The sequence below is a fragment of the Mycobacterium sp. MFM001 genome (assembly GCF_003402475.1).
Taxonomy (GTDB): Bacteria; Actinomycetota; Actinomycetes; order Mycobacteriales; family Mycobacteriaceae; genus Mycobacterium.
This window is the reverse complement of the sequence record NZ_BFAB01000011.1, coordinates 132179-149080: the sequence shown is the minus strand read 5'-3', so window position 1 is coordinate 149080 and position 16902 is coordinate 132179. Positions and strand designations below refer to the sequence as shown.

Here is a 16902-nt window from a genome sequence, read left to right as displayed (position 1 = left end):
ACGGGCTCAGTCCACGTTCGTCGGCGCATCCGATGCCTTGACCAGGCGCACCTGCGGCCGGTCGGGCACCGCGTCGGCCAAAAACCAGCGGAACGCGAGATTACCGCGCGGATAGTCCAGTGTGGTAAGCGAATTCGGGTGAGCGGTCATGCCGCGGGAGATGACGATCGTCACCGAGCCGTCGGCGTTGGACACCGCAGAATGCCCGTTGATCGAGCTGCGCGCGTCGGTAACGCAGTGCGTCGCCATGAACTGATTCCACACCACAAGATTCCAGAACCGGCAGTCGGGCGGCCGATGGGTGACGACGAGCGCCTCGTCGTCGGCGAGCACGAAACTGCCGTAGGCGTAGCAGGCGTCACGGGCCGACCAGCCGAAATTCGCGTCGGGCACCTGGTAAGGGTCAGCGAATTGATTTGCACTGTAAGAGGTTTCGTGCCCCAGTGTGTGCACATCGTCGCTGCGCGCGCCGACGGCAAGGGGCACAATGGCGAACATCGTGCGCAACCACGTGGCGCTTGCCCGCAGTGAGGCAGCGGTTTCGGCGTCGCCGTGACGTATCGGGTCGGGCTCGTCGAGCGCCTCGATGCGCCAGCTGACGGGGCGGCCGGTCAGCGGGTCGGCCTGGTAGTCGCGGGTCATCAGCACCGCCGCGTCGGGTTCCGGCCCGAATTCGAACGAGAAGTTGCCGTCCGCGTCGACGTCGAGGTCGTCGTCGCGCACGATCGCCACGATCCGATCCGACCACGCGCCGGGCGACGGTTCGTTGTAGGCGGTCAGCGAAAAGTAAACGCTGTCACCCTTGTTGCCGCTGATCCGGTAGCGCCGTTTGGGGTCGATCGGGCAGATGCAGTAGTAGGCGTCGGTGTTGTCGCCGCCCCAGCGCCGGTCCCGCCGGAACGGCGTATTGACGTCCACGAATATCGGCCGGCTGGGTTCGGCGAACAAATAGGTATCGAAGGCGACCCCCAGCGTGGTCGCGAGCATGCGGTAGCCGTCGGCGATGTGCCGGTCGTCGGTGACCGCACGGTCGCCTTCGAGAAACGAGCGATCCAGGCCGCCCAGGATGTCCAGTAGCTCGCGCCAGGCAGCGGTCGATTGGTGGGTCATGCGCTGATTCCTCTCGTGATCAGGGCGGCGGTGCGCTCGATCCAGGTGTCGTCGAGCTGGTCTGCGCGGGTGAGCAGCGCCAGGAATGTGGTGCCGGCGACGGCTTCGACCACCTCGGCGGCGGACACGTCGGGCCGGGCCTCGCCGCGCGCGACGGCGTCGGCGAGGCGCTGCGAGAGGCCGCGGGACAGGATCCCGGCGAACCGCTCCAGCAGCGCCGAGTGCAACGTGAGGTCGGCGGCCATCTCGGCGACCAGGCCGGGCAGCGCCGCGCGGGCGGCCGGGGTGGTCAGCACGGCGGCGGTGCGGCGCACCATCTCGCGCACGTCGCCGGCCAGCGACCCGGTGTCCGGCAGCGCAGTGGCGTCGTCGAGCGGGAACGCCGCTTCGTGCACCAGATGCGCCTTGCCCGGCCAGCGCCGGTAGATCGCCGGCTTGCTGGTACCGGCCCGCCGCGCGATCGCATCCACTGAAAGATCGGCATAGCCCGTCTCGGCGAGCAGTTCGACGGTGGCGCGCAGCACCGCGCCGTCGATGCGTTTGTCGCGGGGCCGGCCAATTTCCGTCGTCATTACGAAACTCAAAGTAACATAAGTCGCCGTGACCGACGCCACAACCGTCTACCTGGACGATCTCGCCGAACCGCGCTTCAGCCCAGAAATCCAGCAGATCCGCGACCTGATGGCCGCGATGGCGCCAGACAGCCCGCTGGACGCCGACGCGCTGCACGCCAAGGCCACGGCGGAAACCGGGCTCGACGACTTCGGCCCCGACGACTACCGGGAGCGGCTCGACGTCTATCTCGCGGCGCTGCACGAGGTCAGCGGGATGCACGGGCCGGGAGTCGTCAACTTCCACGCGCAGCTGCTGGGTTGGCTGAAGAACCGGCTGCTGCTCACCGACCTACTAACGCGCCACCCCGAGATCCGCGACATCGAGCTGTTGCCACCGGTCGTCATCGCGGGCCTGCCGCGCACCGGCACCACCCACCTGCACAACCTGCTCGCCGCGGCGCCCACGTTCCGCACGCTTCCTTATTGGGAGAGCGTCGAGCCGTTTCCGCTGCCCGCCGAGGCGGGCATTGAGCCGGATCCGCGCCGGACGCGGATGGACGCGGCCGTCGACTTCATGAACGCGGTGATGCCGCACTTTCGGCTCATGCACGAGATGACCACCGACCATGTGCACGAGGAGATCCAGCTGCTGGCCAACGCCTTCTCCTCGATGCTGTTCGAGACCCTGGCGGACGTGCCCCGCTGGCGCGACTACTACCTGGCCCACGACCAGACGCCGGCCTACGAATACCTCGCCCTGCAGCTGAAGGCGCTGCAGTTCCTGCGCGGCGGCCGGCGCTGGCTGCTCAAATCGCCGTCACACCTCGAACAGCTGCCGGTGTTGGATGCAGTGTTTCCCGGTGTGGTGGTGATTTTCACCCACCGCGACCCCGTGCCGGTGGCCCTGTCGATGATCACGATGATCACCTACACCGCGCGGATGCACCGCTCGCCGGTTCCGATCACCGACATCGCCGCGTCGTGGATCGACCGGCTGGAGTTGATGCTGGGCGCGCTGGTGCGCGACCGGGACGTCATCGGTCCCGACCGCTCGGTCGACGTGGGCTTCGACGACTTCATGGCCGACGAGCTCGGCGTCGCCGAACGGCTCTACGACCTCGCCGGCGAGACGCTCACCGCCGAGGCGCGCGCGGCGATGGCCGCATATCTGGCGGGTCATCAGCGGGGACGGCTCGGCCAGGTCGCGACGTCGCCCGATTTGTTCGGGCTCGACGAGCACGACCTGGCCGTGCGCTTCGGTTCGTACGTTGAGCGTTTCTTGCGCTGACTTACAGTGCCGGGGCGGCGTCGTCGGCCGCAGGCACCGGCTCCGGCTCGGGTTCGGGCGCAGGCGCCTCGGCCTCGACGACCTCGTCCGGAGCGGGCGGGGCTTCCTCGGGAGCCACCGCGCCGACCAGAACGGCGCCGTCAGCAGGCGGCGGGGCGTCCTCGAACGCTTCCGGGTCCACCGGCAGATACATGTGGTGGGTGAACTGCGGCTGGTACGCGCCGCCGCCACCGATTCTCACGCCGCCGCCTTCGCCGCTGGACACCGCAGTGCCATCAGGCAGCGTCACCGCGGTGTGGCCGCCATTCCAGCCGATCACCAAAGCGCCGGGCGCAGTCCCGTACTGGAACCCGCGGGCCAGCAGTGCGGATTCTTCGTTTCCGGTGTTGAACCTATTCCCGAATACCGGGCGATCCGTGGCTGCATTGGACACCCAGGAAGCCAGGCCCGAACAGTCCGTTCCCGCAGGAGAATCCCCGCCGGTGACATACGGCGTGCCCGACACCTGTTGAATAAGTGTCATCAGCGTTGCTAAAACAAACATGCGGCGGGACATTAACAACACCGCAGGTAGCCGCCAAAAATTGTGGTAGCCACTACGTTTAAGCCCACCAGTGATCCAGGCTACATAAGCCAGCTCAAAAACCTAGGTAAATACGCTTTTTCAGCTCGATATTCGATGGTCGTGTAATACGAACGTACGCTTGCCGTTTCGTTTTCGCGATGGAGAAGTAATGCAGATCACCTTATTTCGTGCCGCGAACTAGTCCCGCGGACGGCAATTGCGGTGGGCCATCGGGGCAGTCGAGTTCCGGAGATTTCGAGTGTTGGAATGGCGAACCCTCCACCGAAATCCCGTCGGTGTGTACGACCACCTTGCGAGTGCGCTTGAGCGAGAAAGTGATCTCCTCGAACTCCTCGAACACCTGACGGGCGGTGCGAAGCGGCTGGGTTGTGGTGCCGATCGCGCGGGTGACGATCGTCGGCACCAGCGGGCCGATCCAGCGCGCAGCGGCTTTGGTGACGCCGGGGATGGTGGGAACCGCGGGAGTGGGCCGCGCGTGGGCCGGCAGATTCGCTGTCTCCGAGGCAGTTTCGCTGCTCGCGGGCAGTTCCGTTCGAGAGCCAGCCGCGTCTGCGCGAGTTGCCGTTCGGCCCAAAGTGTTTCGGCGGCTACCCGCAGCTCGGCCTGCTTCACCGCGATCGCGGTGTCCGCCGCCAACTCCGCGCGGTCACGCTCCGCGCGAGCGGCCGCGTGGCGATCGTGGCTCGTCCCACCGCGCCACACGCGAAGGATCAGCGTTATCGGCAGCACGCGAGCTGATACGCCGAATCGAAGCGGCGGCGTGTGATGTGGTTCACACTGGTTTAGCCGCTCATCCGGAGTGGTAGTTATGCGCCTGACATTGGGCACGGGCAAAGGAGCACATTGTGACCGTACGACGGCTGGTCCTGGCAATTGGCGCGGTGGTTCTGGTCGTCGGCATCATCGGACTGCTGGTGCCGGTGAAGGTGTCCGACCAGAACGGCGGCGACATCGGCTGCGGCAACGCACTGGTCAGCGACACCAAGAGCGCCGAATCGGCGAACAACAAGTCGGTGGCCAGCATCCCGATCCTCAACCAGGTCGTGCCGCACACCGACTATGTGGCCGAATGTCAGTCGGCGCTGTCCAGCCGGCGGTCATGGACCATCCCGGTGGCCGTGATCGGTGCCATTGCGGTAGCCGCGGCATTCTTCGTGCGCGGCGGCCGATCAACTGAGACGTTGTAGCCCGTTGCGGCGCAACGGTTTCAGGACACTCGTTTGATCACGCGGGCAGTGGCCTGCTCCAGCACGTGCTGACGGCGCAGTGGAGTGCGCTCGCGCTCTGCGCGGCGCAATGCCGGACCGATCGTGATGCCCTGCTCGTATGCCGTCACGACCCGCGGGTCCACGTACGAACTGCGTGCTACCGCCGGCGTATTGCCCAATTCCTCGGCAACCGAACGCATCACGGCAGCTTCCTCGCGGCGGCGGGCGGTCTTCGACGTCGGCTCTCGCGCTGTCGCGAACGCCTCGGCCGCCAGCACCGTGCCGTGCCACGTCCGCAGATCCTTGACGCTGAATTCGTCGCCGACCAGCTCGCGAAACCGTGCGTTGAGATCGTCGGCGTGCAGCTCGCTCCAGCCGTCGGACGTGCGGTAGACCAGCAGACGGGGAATCCGGGTGTCGGCACGCAGCAACGACCGCACTGCCCGGATCACCAACGGGTCCTCCAGTGAAACTGTCCGGCGCACACCGCTTTTGGCCGGGTAGTCGAATTCCACGCAGTCGCGATGCAGCCGCACATGGTCACGGCGCAGCGTCGCGAGTCCGAAGCTGCCGTTCTCCTGCGCGTACTCCTCACCGCCGGCCCGGAAGTAGCCGCGATCGATCAGATGCTGGGCGACCGCGAGCACACGATCGCGTCGCAAACCGCGGCCACGCAGATCGGCGAGGACCTGCGTGCGCCAGTCGGGCAGCCGTTTCGCCAGGCTCAGCGCCCGGTCGTATTTCTCCTCGGACCGCTCTGCCCGCCACCGCTCGTGGTAGAGATACTGGCGCCGGCTGGCGGCGTCCGTGCCGACCGCCTGAATGTGGCCGTTCGGGTGCGCGCAGATCCAGACGTTCTTCCACGCCGGCGGGATCACCAGTGCTTCGATCCGGGCCAGCACCTCGGGATCGTCGACCGGCTCCCGCTGTCCGTCGACGTACGAGAAGCCGCGGCCGCGCCGGACGCGACGGTAGCCCGGCCCGCCCACGTTGCTTCGGCGCAGCCTCATGGCAGCCGGTTTACCCGCGCCGAAGTCGGATAACACCAGGCTCGAGCCGACACAGGCGGATCAGCCGTCGGCTCAGAACAGGACGTGAGACGGTATCAACTTATGCAGAACTTCGATTACATGACCTACGAGGACTTCGGCCGGCGATTCTTCGAAGTGGCGGTCACCGAGGAGCGGGTCGGCGCCGCGTTCGCCCAGATCGCCGGCGACGAGTTCGAGATGGAACCGATCGGACAGGGGCCCGGCAAGATCGCCAAGGTCAGCGCCAAGGTCAAGATCCAGGAGCCGCAGCTTCGGCGAAAGGTCGGCGATGCGATCACGTTCGACATCCACATCCCGCTGGCGATCGACCTGCTTGTCGACCTGCGACTGGACAAGCAGCGGTTTTTGGTCGACGGTGACATCGCACTCCGCGCCACCGCGCGAGCCGCCGAACCGCTGCTGCTGATCGTCGACGTCGCCAAGCCGCGGGCATCCGACATCACCGTCCACGTCTCGTCGAACACCATCCGCGGCGAGGTACTGCGGGTCATCGCCGGTGTCGACGGAGAGATCCGGCGGTTCATCGCCAAGTACGTCGCTGACGAAATCGATTCGCCGCAATCTCAGGCCGCGCAGGTCATCGACGTGGCGGCTCAGCTCGACGAGGCCTGGAAAGGCGTCTAGGCCCGGCGACGATGCAGAGCGCGCAGCGCGATGAGGAGGAGCCGGGCAATCAATTAGGCCCGGCGACGATGCAGAGCGCGCAGCGCGATGAGGAGGAGCCGGGCAATTAGGCCCGGGTTAACCCGATCCGATGGAGGGTATGGAAACGGCGTGGCGCGAGTAGAGGTTTCGACGTCGTCGGAGCTCGAGCCGGAGTCGGCGTGGAAGCTGGCCTCGGATCTGAGCAGGTTCGACGAGTGGATGACGATCTTCGCCGGCTGGCGCAGCCCTGTTCCGTCGCGCATCGAGGAAGGCACCTGCGTGTCGTCGTGCATCAAGGTCAAGGGCTTTCGCAACATCGTGCATTGGACGGTCACCCGCTACGACGAACCACACGAGATCGAGCTGAATGGCCGTGGCCGGGGCGGGATCCGGCTCGCGGTGACGATGTCGGTCCGCGACAACGATCCCGGGTCGACCTTTCATCTGAGCGCCGAGCTTAAGGGCGGGCTGCTCAACGGCCCGATCGGACGGCTGGTGGCGCGGGTGCTGAAGTCCGACGTACGCCGATCGATCGACAACCTGGCCGCATTGCAGTAAACGTCGCCGTTGGGTAAGCCAGGGTAATGGACCATAGCCGGGCGCCGCTGCTGGACGCTTTGGCCGACTATCACCGGCTCGACCGATATGGATTCAGCCCGCCCGGCCACCGCCGGGGCCGCGGCGCCGACGAGCGGGTCGTGGCGGTGCTGGGCCGCGAGCCGTTCCGGGACGACGTGCTGGCCAGCGGCGGGCTGGACGACTGGCGTTCGTCCGGCGGCTATCTGTCCGACGCCGAGAAGCTGATGGCCGACGCCGTCGGGGCGTCCTCGGCGTTCTTCTCGACGTGCGGCAGCTCGCTGTCGGTCAGGGCGGCGATGATGGCGGTGGCCGGCGGGTCGGATGGGGGTCTGCTGGTGCCGCGGGACAGCCACAAGTCGATCGTCGGCGGGTTGATCTTCTCCGGCATCGAGCCGTGCTGGATCACCCCGCGGTGGGACACCGAACGCCACCTTTCCCACCCGCCGTCACCGGAGCGGGTCGCCGGCGCGTGGGAGCAATACCCCGACGCCGCAGGCGCGTTGATCGTCAGTCCGTCGCCGTACGGCACCTGCGCGGACATCGCGAAGATCGCGGAGATCTGCCACGAGCGCGGCAAGCCGTTGATCGTCGACGAGGCGTGGGGCGCGCATCTGCCGTTCCATCCCGGCCTGCCGACCTGGGCGATGGATGCCGGCGCCGACGTCTGCGTGGTCAGCGTGCACAAGATGGGGGCCGGCTTCGAGCAGGGTTCGGTCTACCACGTGCAAGGGGATTTGGTTGACGCCGACCGGCTTTCGGCGTGCGCCGACCAGTTGATGACGACGAGCCCCAACGTGCTGATCTACGCCGCGCTGGACGGCTGGCGACGGCAGATGGTGCAGCATGGACGCGAATTGCTCGGTGCCGCACTGGATTTGGCCGCCGAGGTGCGGGACAGGATCAGCCGGATCCCCGACATCGTGGTCCTCGAGGACGAGCTGCTCGGCGTGGAGGCCTCGCACGACCTGGACCGCATGCAAGTGCTGCTCGACGTGTCGGCGACCGGGACGTCGGGGTATCAGGCCCGCGACTGGCTGCGCGAGCAGCGTTACCTCGACGTGGGGCTGGCCGACCACCGTCGCATCCTGGCGACGTTGTCCTTTGCCGACGACCGACACAGCGCCGACCGTCTGGTCGATGCGTTGACGGCCTGGCGAGAAGCGGCCGATTCGTTCGACCGGCCACCACAGATGCGGCTGCCGACGCCGGATGAGCTGCAGCTGGAGAACGTGATGCTTCCGCGGGATGCGTTCTTCGGGCCCACCGAGCTCGTGGCTGCGCAGAAGGCGGCGGGCCGGATCGCCGCCGAGCAGATCACGCCGTATCCGCCCGGCATTCCCGTGGTGGTGCCTGGTGAGCGGCTCAACGATGCCGTCATCGAATTCCTGCGCACGGGCCTTCAGGCCGGCATGCCGTTGCCCGACTGCGCGGACCCGCAGTTGGAGCAGATCCGGGTCGTGGGGTGAGTGTCAGCCCGCGACCCGACGGGGTCGCTACTGTGGGGACAATGACGTCCGTCGCGATCGTGGGTAGTGGCTTCACCGGTTTCGAGTGCGCACGCCGACTAGCCCGCAAACTGGGCAAACGCAATGTCGACATCACCATCATTTCGCCCGTCGACTACATGCTCTACACGCCATTGCTGCCCGACGTGGCGGGCGGCGTGGTCGACGCGCGGTTCGTCACGATCCCGTTGGCGGGCACGCTCCACGGTGTGTGCAAGGTGCGGGGGCGCGTCGAAAGTGTCGACCTGGACCGGCACACCCTCACCTTCACCGACCTCGAGCAGCGCGCCAGCGAGCTGTCCTGGGATCGGCTGGTGCTCACCCCGGGATCGGTCACCCGGCTATTCGACATCCCCGGATTATCCACTTACGCAAGGGGTTTGAAGTCAATCGCGGAAGCGTTGTACCTCCGCGACCACGTCCTCGAGCAACTCGAGCTGTCCTGTCTGGAGTCCGACCCGGAAAGCGCACAGGCGCGTCGCACAATCGTCGTCGTCGGAGCGTCGTACTCCGGAACAGAACTCACCGCCCAGCTGCGCGCACTGGCCGACGCCGCCGCCAAGCACATGGATTTCGGCCCCGGCGACGTGAAGTTTCTGCTGCTGGACCTGGCCGAACAGGTGATGCCCGAAGTCGGAGAAAAGCTGGGGGACAAGGCAATGCGCGTGCTGCGGCGCCGCGGTGTCGACGTCCGGCTGGGCGTGACGCTGCGAGAAGTACATCCCGACTATGTGGTGCTCAGCGACGGTTCGCGGGTCAACACCCGCACCGTCGCCTGGGTGACCGGGGTAACGGCTGCGCCGCTGATCGAGACACTAGGCCTGCCAACGGAAAAGGGCCGCTTGACGGTGCAGACCGACCTATCAGTCCCCGGCCATCCGGACGTGTTCGCCGCCGGTGACGCGGCCGCGGTTCCCGACGTGACCCAGCCCGGGAAGATCACCCCGCCGACCGCCCAGCACGCGATCCGTCAGGGCAAGGTGCTGGCCAACAACGTCGCCGCCAGCCTCGGGCACGGCAAGCCGAAGCAGTACAAGCACAAAAACATGGGCCTGGTCGTCGATCTCGGGCCGCGCTCCGCTGTCGCCAATCCGCTGGGCGTGCACCTGTCGGGATACCCGGCGAAGTTGGTCACCCGGTCGTATCACCTCTATGCCATACCGCGATTCGTCAACCGGTGGGCGGTGTCGCTGGCCTACGTGACCGACATGTTCTTTGCGCGCACGCTGGTTTCGATGGGGCTGTCGACGCAAAGCGACGCCGAATTCTCCACCAGCGAAGGGATTCCGCTGCCCAAGACCGACTGACGCTGCTCGCGCTTTACAGCGTCTGGTGGCGCCCGAAGTACTTGTGGTCTTCGCTGTAACCGCCGTAGCCGCTACCGATTTCGGAGTAGTGCTCGACGAACTCGATGCCCTTGATCCACTTCACCTGCTTGAAGCCGTGCTGCAGCTCGTTGCGCAGCCGCAGCGGCTTGCCGTGCATGTAGGGCAGCGGCTGGTCGTTCATGTTGTAGGCCAGCATCGACATGTGGTGCCACATCTGGTCGATGGGGTGCGCGTTGTAGTAGATCCCACCGGTGGCGCCCAGGCCCATCGAGTAGAACACCACCCACTTGGCCTCGGGCAGCGGCTTGACGATCTCCATCAGCGTCTTCATCTGCACGCCACCCCATTTGGCGACACCCGACCAGGCCTGGATGCAGAAGTGCTGGGTGATCTGGTCGTGGTAGGGCAGCGCCTTCAAATCCTCCAGCGAGAACTCCATCGGGTTCTCGACGAGCCCGTAAACCCGCAGCCGCCAGTCGGCGAAGTCGTTCTTCTCCAACTCCTTGTACTCGACGGTCTCCGGCAACCGGCCGTTACGCCAGTGATGCGGCGAGATGTCTTCCTCGGTGAACGCGCCGGGCTTCGGGTTGAGGTTTTCCAGCAGCCGCTGGAACGGACCGATCAACGCGTACCCAACCCGCTGCACCACGCGCGGGTGCCGAATGGTGAACGGGGTGGCCCACACCCAGGCGACCGCCGTCACCAGCATCGCCACGGTGAACACCAGGAAACCGGCCCAGCCGTTGTCGTCGCGGGCGGCGAACATGTGGTTGAGGTTGCGCAGCGCGTCGGTGGCGAACACCAGCGTGACGTGCACGAGGATGAAGAACAGGAAGTAGACCAGCACCAGGAAGTGCAGCGAGCGGGCGATCTGAATGTTCAGCCGCTTGCTGATGACGGTGAGGCGCTGCGAGAGCGCCGGCGACATGCCGAGCCCGGTGATCAGCGCCGCCGGCGCGGCGATGAAGACGGTGGTGAAGTACGCCAGCAACTGCATGCCGTTGTAGGCCTCCCACCCGTTGTCGGTCGGCCAGTGCAGCGACAGGTACTGGATGGCCACCGACGCGGCGTTGGGGAAGACGTCCCAGCTGGTAGGCACGATGTGCCGCCACTGCCCGGTGGTGAACAGCAGCACGTAGAACACCGCACCGTTGAGCAGCCACAGGACGTCAACGCCGAGATGCCACCACCGGGCCAGCCCGATGGAGTGCCGGAACCCGGGCAGCCCGAATTGCGGAGGCAGCGCGACGGTGTCGGCGTTGGCGGTCCAGTACTCGTCGTCGGGGACCGGCGGGCCGACCCGCAGCCACTCGTCCTTGCCCGGGGTGGAGTTGCGGCTGAAGTACAACCGCGGGTGGTCGCAGAGGATCTGGATGCCCGTCCGGATGATGAACATCATCATGAACAGGTTGAAGAAGTGGGTCCAGCCGATCCAGGCCGGCATGCCGGGGATGACGCCGGTCGGGTCCGAACCGGGGTATCGCTCGACGAAGTCGCGTACGGCGGGCGTGTGGTAGAGGCCCTTGCCGATCGCTACCCCGGCGACCAGTAGCGCGAAGCCGATTGGAATCAGCCAGAGCAGATTGAACCACTTGTCGCGGCCCACCCGCAGTTTCGGGGCGGTGGCCCGTCTGGTGAGGTCGAATCCGCCGCCGTAGTTCTCCACATCGACGACGTCATGGGCCTTGTGCACTTCGGTGCGGTAGCCCTGCTCCAGCTCCATTTCCACGTCGACGACATCGGCGGGATAGTCGACATGGTGGGTGGAGTCTGTAGGTACGACGTCGGTCTCGGCCAAATCGATGCGCCCCTCGGGGCCATTAGCGTCCGTGGTCGTCACGCGGCCGAACTTACACGAAGCGCCATTGTTACCGCGGTAAACATAAAGGAAACACTGGCCGTGAATTGGCTGGTCATCGCGAGGTTCCGGCGCGCGCTTCACAACCCCGGTGTGATTCCGTGCGCATCTGCGGGAGCAAATATCTATTTGCTCCGAGCTTGCGGCAAAAATAGCGATTAATTAACGCAATTGCGGAGTATGTTCCTTGTCACCGCGGAAACCCTTCTGGCGCTGCGCATTTAGTACATGGTGGCGGTGTGCACCAGCCCATCCAAGGATCGGCGGCCAGAGTGAGATTCATCACACCCGACCCTCGGGTACGAACGGCGTCACGCTCGCGCATCGCGAACCCGGCAGCGCAGCCGTCCCGGCACTAACGTTTCTGCGGATGAAATTTGCGCTGGCGAGCTATGGAAGTCGCGGCGATGTCGAGCCTTTCGCTGCGGTGGGGCGGGAACTGCTGCGCCGCGGGCACGACGTGTGTATCGCTGCCCCGCCGCACATGCTCGGCATCGTCGAGTCGGCGGGACTTGCCGGCCTCGCCTACGGGCCGAACCCGCAGGCTCGCCACGCCGCCGATCCGCTCAGCATGATGAGCGAACTGCTGGACCACGTCAGCCGGGCCTTGACGGAGTCGGGTGCGACGTTGACGCGGCTGGCGAAGGGCGCCGACCTGCTGCTGACGGGCACAAGTGAGCAGGAGCTGGCCGCCAACGTCGCGCAGCACTACGGCATTCCGCTGGCCGCGCTGCACTTCTTCCCGGCGTCGGTGTTGGCGCCCGGGTTGCTTTTCGAGAGCGCGACGGCACACGCGGACGAGGCTCAACGCCAAGCACTGGGTTTGCCGGCAGGGCAGTTGGTCGAAGGCGCATCGCTGGAGATCCAGGCCTACGACGAGCTGTGCTTTCCCGGCCTGGCCGCCGAATGGCTGAAAAGCGGTGGCCGACGGCCCTTCGTCGGCGCGCTGACGCTGGAGTTGCCGACGGATGCCGACGACGAGGTCTTGTCGTGGATCGCCGCGGGGACACCACCCATCTACTTCGGCTTCGGCAGCAGCGTGCGGCTGGCCTCCGCCGCCGACACGGTCGCCGTGATCGGCGAGGCATGCGCGCAATTGGGCGAGCGAGCGCTGATCTGTTCTGGTGCAAGCGAATTCGCCGACATTCCGCAGTTCGACCACGTCAAGGTTGCCGACACTGTGAACCACGCGGCCGTCCTGCCCGCGTGCCGGGCCGTGGTGCACCATGGCGGCGCCGGCACCACGGCCGCAGGGATGCGGGCCGGAGTCCCGACGTTGATCCTGTGGCGCTGGCTCGATCAGCCGATCTGGGCAGACGTCGTTACCCGGCTGAAAGTCGGCTCGGGCCGCCAGTTTTCGGACACCACCCTGGAATCGCTGGTGGCGGATCTGCGGTCCCTCCTCTCGCCGCAATGCGTCGCTCGTGCCCGCGAGGTCGCCGCCCGGCTGACGACACCTGCCGAAAGCGTCGCCCTGGCCGCCGATCTCCTGGAAGACACGGCTAGGGCGGCCGCAACCGGCGCACCGGCCGGGTCTCGATCGCGTTGATCGTCAGCGCGCGCCGGCTGATCCGCCAGCCGTCGTCGGTCCGCAGGTACTCGTCGTCATAACGTAGGTGCCAGACGACGTCGGTGATCTCGTCTGCTCGCTGAATCCAGTGATGCGCAACGCAGGTAATGCGACCGCGTGCCGTACCGGGCGCTGCGCCGTCGTCGTAGACCTCTCCCACGATCGCGTGCTCGGTGCGCGCGGTGGCGGCGACGGCGGCGATCGCCGCACGGATGGCGCCCGGGTCGCGGTGATGGTGGACCGGTTCCAGCGAGCCCGGCGGGTCGGGCACCGCGAGCTCGGCGGTATCGGTGAAAAGTGCTGCCACGGAGTCGAATTGGCGGTCGTCGACGCCGGCGGCGTACCGGTGCACCAGCTCGGAAACAGCCGCTCGGTCGGCGTAGTCGAGCGTCACGTCGCCAGCGACAGACGTTGCGCGCAGGCCGACAACGCGTCCTTGGCCTGCTCGATGTCGGTGATCGGCGGCATGGCCAACACGATCCGGTGAGCACCCTGCTCGGTCAGCCGGCCCGCGCGGTCGGCGTCGATCTTGCTGACCGAGTGGCCCAGCGACACCTCGAGGCGGTCCGGGTCGCGGCCCGCGGCCGAGGCCTCGTCGCGCATCAGCGACAGCAGCGAGCCGAGCTCAGCACCGGCGACCCCCAACGGCTGGAAACCGTCGCCGAAATGCCCGGCCCGTCGTGCCGCCGCTCTGCTGTGCCCGCCGATGTGCACTGGGATGCCAGCGCCTGCAACGGGTTTCGGGTAGCAGGTGACGTCGTCGAAACCGAAGAACTCGCCGTGATGACTGACCCCGTGGGGTTGGTCGTCCCACAGCGCCCGCAGCACCGCCAACTGCTCGTCGGCTCGTCGGCCCCGGCTGTCGAATGCTGTTCCGCAGGCTTCGATTTCCTCGCGCAGCCAGCCGACACCGACGCACAGCCGAAGCCGCCCGCCCGACAGCGCGTCGACGGTGGCCGCCCGCTTGGCCAGCACGACCGGATGGTGATTAGGCAGCACCAGAACCCCGGTCGCCAGGCCGAGTCGCTCGGTGTGGCCGGCCAAAAACGCCAGCAGGTCAAGCGGATCGGGAACCGGGCAGTCGGCCGGCAATTCCACCCGGCCCGAGCTGTCATACGGGTAGACGCTGTCGTAGCGGGTTGCCAGCACGGTGTGCTCGACGACCACGATCGACTCGAAGCCGCACGTTTCCAGATGCCGCGCGAACGCCGCCATCCAGGCGGGGTCCGCCGTGACACCGGCGCCGACCGGGGCGACCACCGCGACTTTCATTGCCCGTGAGGTTAACGGGCCGTCTGGGCGCGCATCGCCTCGGCCAGCCTGGCGGCCCGCGGGTCGGTGAAGACGTCCTCGAGCAGCACCGGCCGTCCGTCCGGGCCGGACAGCGGAACCCGCCAGTTGGGGTACTCGTCGGTGGTGCCGGGCTGGTTCTGGGTGCGGTGGTCGCCGACCGCGTCGGTCAGCGCCAGGCCCAGCAGCCGCGACGGTGTTCGGCCCAGGTACTCGTGCAAGGCCACCACGGTCTCGTCGAGGTCGGCGTGCCGGCCCAGCAGCCCGACCCGGCGCAGCTCGGCCAGCCACGCCTCCCGATCGGCCTGTGCATCGGCGAGTTCGTCGTCGACCGGACGGGTCAACAGCCCCAGCGAATCCCGAAGCCGCACATGCTCGCCGGCCAAATACCCCGCGGTGGGCGGCAGGTCGTGCGTGGTGACCGACGACAGGCAGTACTCGCGCCAGCGCTCGGCCGGCAGCGGACCGCCGTCACCGTCGCGGTCGAGCTCGAACCACAGAATCGAGGTGCCGAGCACGCCACGGGCCCGCAGATAGTCGCGCACCCACGGCTCGACCGTGCCGAGGTCTTCACCGACGACCACCGCCCCGGCGCGATGGGCTTCCAGCGCGACGATGCCGACCATCGCCTCGTGGTCGTAGCGCACATAGGTGCCGTGCGTGGGCGGTGAACCGGCGGGGATCCACCACAGCCGGAACAGCCCGATGATGTGGTCGATGCGCACCCCGCCGGCGTGCCGCAGCACGGTGCGGATCAACGCCCGGAACGGCTGGTACTCCTGCTCCTCGAGCCGATCCGGCCGCCACGGCGGCTGCGACCAGTCCTGGCCGAGTTGGTTGAACTCGTCCGGCGGCGCGCCTGCCGTCACACCGAGCGCCAGCGCGTCCTGCAGCGCCCAGGCGTCCGCGCCGGTGGGATGCACGCCGACGGCCAGGTCGGCCATGATGCCCAGCGACATCCCGGCGGCCACCGCCTGCGATTGCGCGGAGCCCAGCTGCTCGTCGAGTTGCCATTGCAGCCAGCGATGGAAATCCACCTCCGCGGCGTGTCCGGCCACGAAATCGGCGACGCCGGGCGCGCCCGGGTGCTGCAGCGATTCCGGCCACTGGTGCCAGTCGCCGCCGAACTCCTCGGCCAGCGCACACCAGGTGGCGAAGTCGTCGAGCGCCACCCCCTCGCGTGCGCAGAACGCCGCATAGGCCAGTTGCCGGCCGGCCGAACGCGGAACCCGGTAGACGAGTTGCAGCGCCTTGCGTTTGGCCGCCCATGCGGTGTCGCGGTCGATCGCGTCGGAGGTGGCCGCGCGGTCGCGGGCACGGTCACGCAGCCGCCACACCCGGCCGCGTTTGGGTAGGTAGGCGAATTCCGGGATCGCCTCGACCCGAAGGTAGAGCGGGTTGACGAAGCGCCGCGACGTCGGCAGATAAGGCGACGGTTCCATCGGCTTGGTCGGCGTGGCCGCGTGCAGGGGGTTGACCAGTATGTAGCCGGCGCCGTGCTGCGACGCCGACCAGACCGCGAGGTCGGTCAGATCGGTCAGGTCGCCGACTCCCCACGACCGCCCCGACCGCACGCTATATAACTGGGCGGCCAGACCCCATGTGCGACGAGCGCCGAGCCGCTCCGGCAATCCCAGCCAGTCAGGCGTCACGATCAGCGCGGCGTCGGCCTCCTGGTCGCCGGAGCGCAGATGCAGACGGTGATAGCCCAGCGGCAGGTCGGTGGGCAGCACGAAGCTGGCTTCGCCGACTAGGCGGCCGTCGAGGTCGAACGGCGCGGCGAAGTTGTCCACCTGCCGCACCCCGTGGCGCAGCGTCCCGTCCTCCAACTGCACCCACACCTCGGCCGGATGGCCGTGGGTCACGTGCGCCCAGAACCGGGTCTGCGCACCGGCGCGCCCGACCACGGTCGCCGGCAGCGGACGCGACCAATACAAACGGTCCAGGGCTGACAGCGCGGCGGCGCGTTCCGCGTCGGTGTTCGCGGCCACCCCGAACGCGGCGAGAACGGCCACCACGGTGCTTTCCGGGACGGGCACCCGCCGACCGGTCCAGTCCTCGTAGTCGGTGGCGATCCCCAGCCGCCCGGCGAGTTCGGTCAACGTCGGCGCAGTGGGCGTCATGCTGCCATCTTGCAAGACGAGCCGACTTTGCTCCGCGTCGCTACCATTCCAGTGAAGGCTTTTGGCAATTCCAGCAGGACAGATGGCAAGTGATGACACTGTGGTGTAGACCACCGCGGGGGCAGGTCATGACGCCGCTTCTCGCGTGGCGAGGTGGGCGGGGGTGCCCTACGGTTATCGATGTGAATAGTGACCACCGGCACTTT

Annotated in this window: 13 protein-coding genes and 3 pseudogenes; 7 read left to right on the top strand and 9 right to left on the bottom strand. The window is 67.2% G+C overall.

The genetic code is table 11. The features are described 5' to 3' along the window. Positions 1-6: 6 nt before the first annotated feature. Together MFM001_RS18785 and MFM001_RS18780 are read right to left on the bottom strand one after the other, a co-directional pair. Positions 7-1110, bottom strand: coding sequence for a DUF1214 domain-containing protein (locus tag MFM001_RS18785; RefSeq protein WP_116376771.1), 1104 nt, complete (start codon positions 1108-1110; stop codon positions 7-9). Beyond that, positions 1107-1682: a TetR/AcrR family transcriptional regulator gene (locus MFM001_RS18780; RefSeq protein WP_116376770.1), complete on the bottom strand. Its 576-nt coding sequence runs from the start codon at positions 1680-1682 to the stop codon at positions 1107-1109. Before MFM001_RS18780 ends, MFM001_RS18785 begins: the two co-directional genes overlap by 4 nt. A 28-nt stretch (positions 1683-1710) precedes the next feature. Here MFM001_RS18780 and MFM001_RS18775 point away from each other — a divergent pair, with 28 nt between their 5' ends. After that, positions 1711-2952 (top strand): sulfotransferase, encoded by a 1242-nt coding sequence (locus MFM001_RS18775; protein WP_116376769.1) that lies wholly within the window; start codon positions 1711-1713, stop codon positions 2950-2952. A 37-nt stretch (positions 2953-2989) separates the two neighbouring features. Here MFM001_RS18775 and MFM001_RS18770 read toward each other — a convergent pair. Beyond that, positions 2990-3508, bottom strand: a pseudogene (locus MFM001_RS18770) (peptidoglycan endopeptidase); the annotation flags it as partial. 190 nt (positions 3509-3698) lie between these two features. After that, positions 3699-4258, bottom strand: a pseudogene (locus MFM001_RS24380) (DUF4407 domain-containing protein); the annotation flags it as partial. Positions 4259-4383: 125 nt separating this feature from the next. Between MFM001_RS24380 and MFM001_RS18760 the strand changes: the two are divergent. Beyond that, entirely contained in the window at positions 4384-4725 is a 342-nt protein-coding gene (locus MFM001_RS18760) for an aminopeptidase (RefSeq protein WP_116376766.1), read from the top strand. Between the two features lie 20 nt (positions 4726-4745). On the opposite strand, the gene MFM001_RS18755 is transcribed toward MFM001_RS18760, so the two are convergent. Then, a complete protein-coding gene (locus MFM001_RS18755; RefSeq protein ID WP_116376765.1) occupies positions 4746-5756 on the bottom strand; it encodes a DNA topoisomerase IB in 1011 nt (336 codons plus the stop codon). A 102-nt stretch (positions 5757-5858) separates the two neighbouring features. Between MFM001_RS18755 and MFM001_RS18750 the strand changes: the two genes are divergently transcribed. The 4 genes from MFM001_RS18750 to MFM001_RS18730 all read left to right on the top strand — a co-directional run bounded on the left by MFM001_RS18750 (position 5859) and on the right by MFM001_RS18730 (position 9834). After that, positions 5859-6422: a hypothetical protein gene (locus MFM001_RS18750; protein ID WP_116376764.1), complete on the top strand. Its 564-nt coding sequence runs from the start codon at positions 5859-5861 to the stop codon at positions 6420-6422. Positions 6423-6572: 150 nt separating this feature from the next. Next, the gene (locus MFM001_RS18740; RefSeq protein ID WP_192886986.1) at positions 6573-7001 is read left to right on the top strand and encodes an SRPBCC family protein; all 429 of its coding nucleotides are present in this window, start codon (positions 6573-6575) and stop codon (positions 6999-7001) included. A gap of 26 nt (positions 7002-7027) precedes the next feature. Further along, the gene (locus tag MFM001_RS25130) at positions 7028-8488 is read left to right on the top strand and encodes an aminotransferase class I/II-fold pyridoxal phosphate-dependent enzyme (protein ID WP_116376762.1); all 1461 of its coding nucleotides are present in this window, start codon (positions 7028-7030) and stop codon (positions 8486-8488) included. A 41-nt stretch (positions 8489-8529) separates the two neighbouring features. Beyond that, positions 8530-9834 (top strand): NAD(P)/FAD-dependent oxidoreductase, encoded by a 1305-nt coding sequence (locus MFM001_RS18730; RefSeq protein WP_116376761.1) that lies wholly within the window; start codon positions 8530-8532, stop codon positions 9832-9834. Between the two features lie 13 nt (positions 9835-9847). Here the strand turns inward: MFM001_RS18730 and MFM001_RS18725 are convergent, their stop codons facing one another. Further along, positions 9848-11578 carry a molybdopterin-dependent oxidoreductase gene (locus MFM001_RS18725; RefSeq protein WP_116376796.1) on the bottom strand — a complete coding sequence of 577 codons (1731 nt, stop codon included), beginning with the start codon at positions 11576-11578 and terminating at the stop codon, positions 9848-9850. Between the two features lie 754 nt (positions 11579-12332). On the opposite strand from MFM001_RS18725, the pseudogene MFM001_RS18720 reads away from it, so the two are divergent. Continuing rightward, a pseudogene (locus MFM001_RS18720) lies at positions 12333-13262 on the top strand (glycosyltransferase); the annotation flags it as partial. On the opposite strand, the gene MFM001_RS18715 reads toward MFM001_RS18720, so the two are convergent. From MFM001_RS18715 to malQ, 3 genes are read right to left on the bottom strand one after another with little or no spacing between them, the layout of a single operon-like run. Further along, a complete protein-coding gene (locus MFM001_RS18715) occupies positions 13216-13677 on the bottom strand; it encodes a nuclear transport factor 2 family protein (RefSeq protein WP_116376759.1) in 462 nt (153 codons plus the stop codon). The pseudogene MFM001_RS18720 and the gene MFM001_RS18715 overlap by 47 nt on opposite strands. Beyond that, complete coding sequence (locus MFM001_RS18710) at positions 13674-14555, bottom strand: LLM class F420-dependent oxidoreductase (RefSeq protein WP_116376758.1); 882 nt, start codon at positions 14553-14555, stop codon at positions 13674-13676. Before MFM001_RS18710 ends, MFM001_RS18715 begins: the two co-directional genes overlap by 4 nt. Positions 14556-14566: 11 nt before the next feature. Further along, positions 14567-16696 carry a 4-alpha-glucanotransferase gene (gene malQ, locus MFM001_RS18705; protein ID WP_116376757.1) on the bottom strand — a complete coding sequence of 710 codons (2130 nt, stop codon included), beginning with the start codon at positions 16694-16696 and terminating at the stop codon, positions 14567-14569. Positions 16697-16902: the final 206 nt, after the last annotated feature.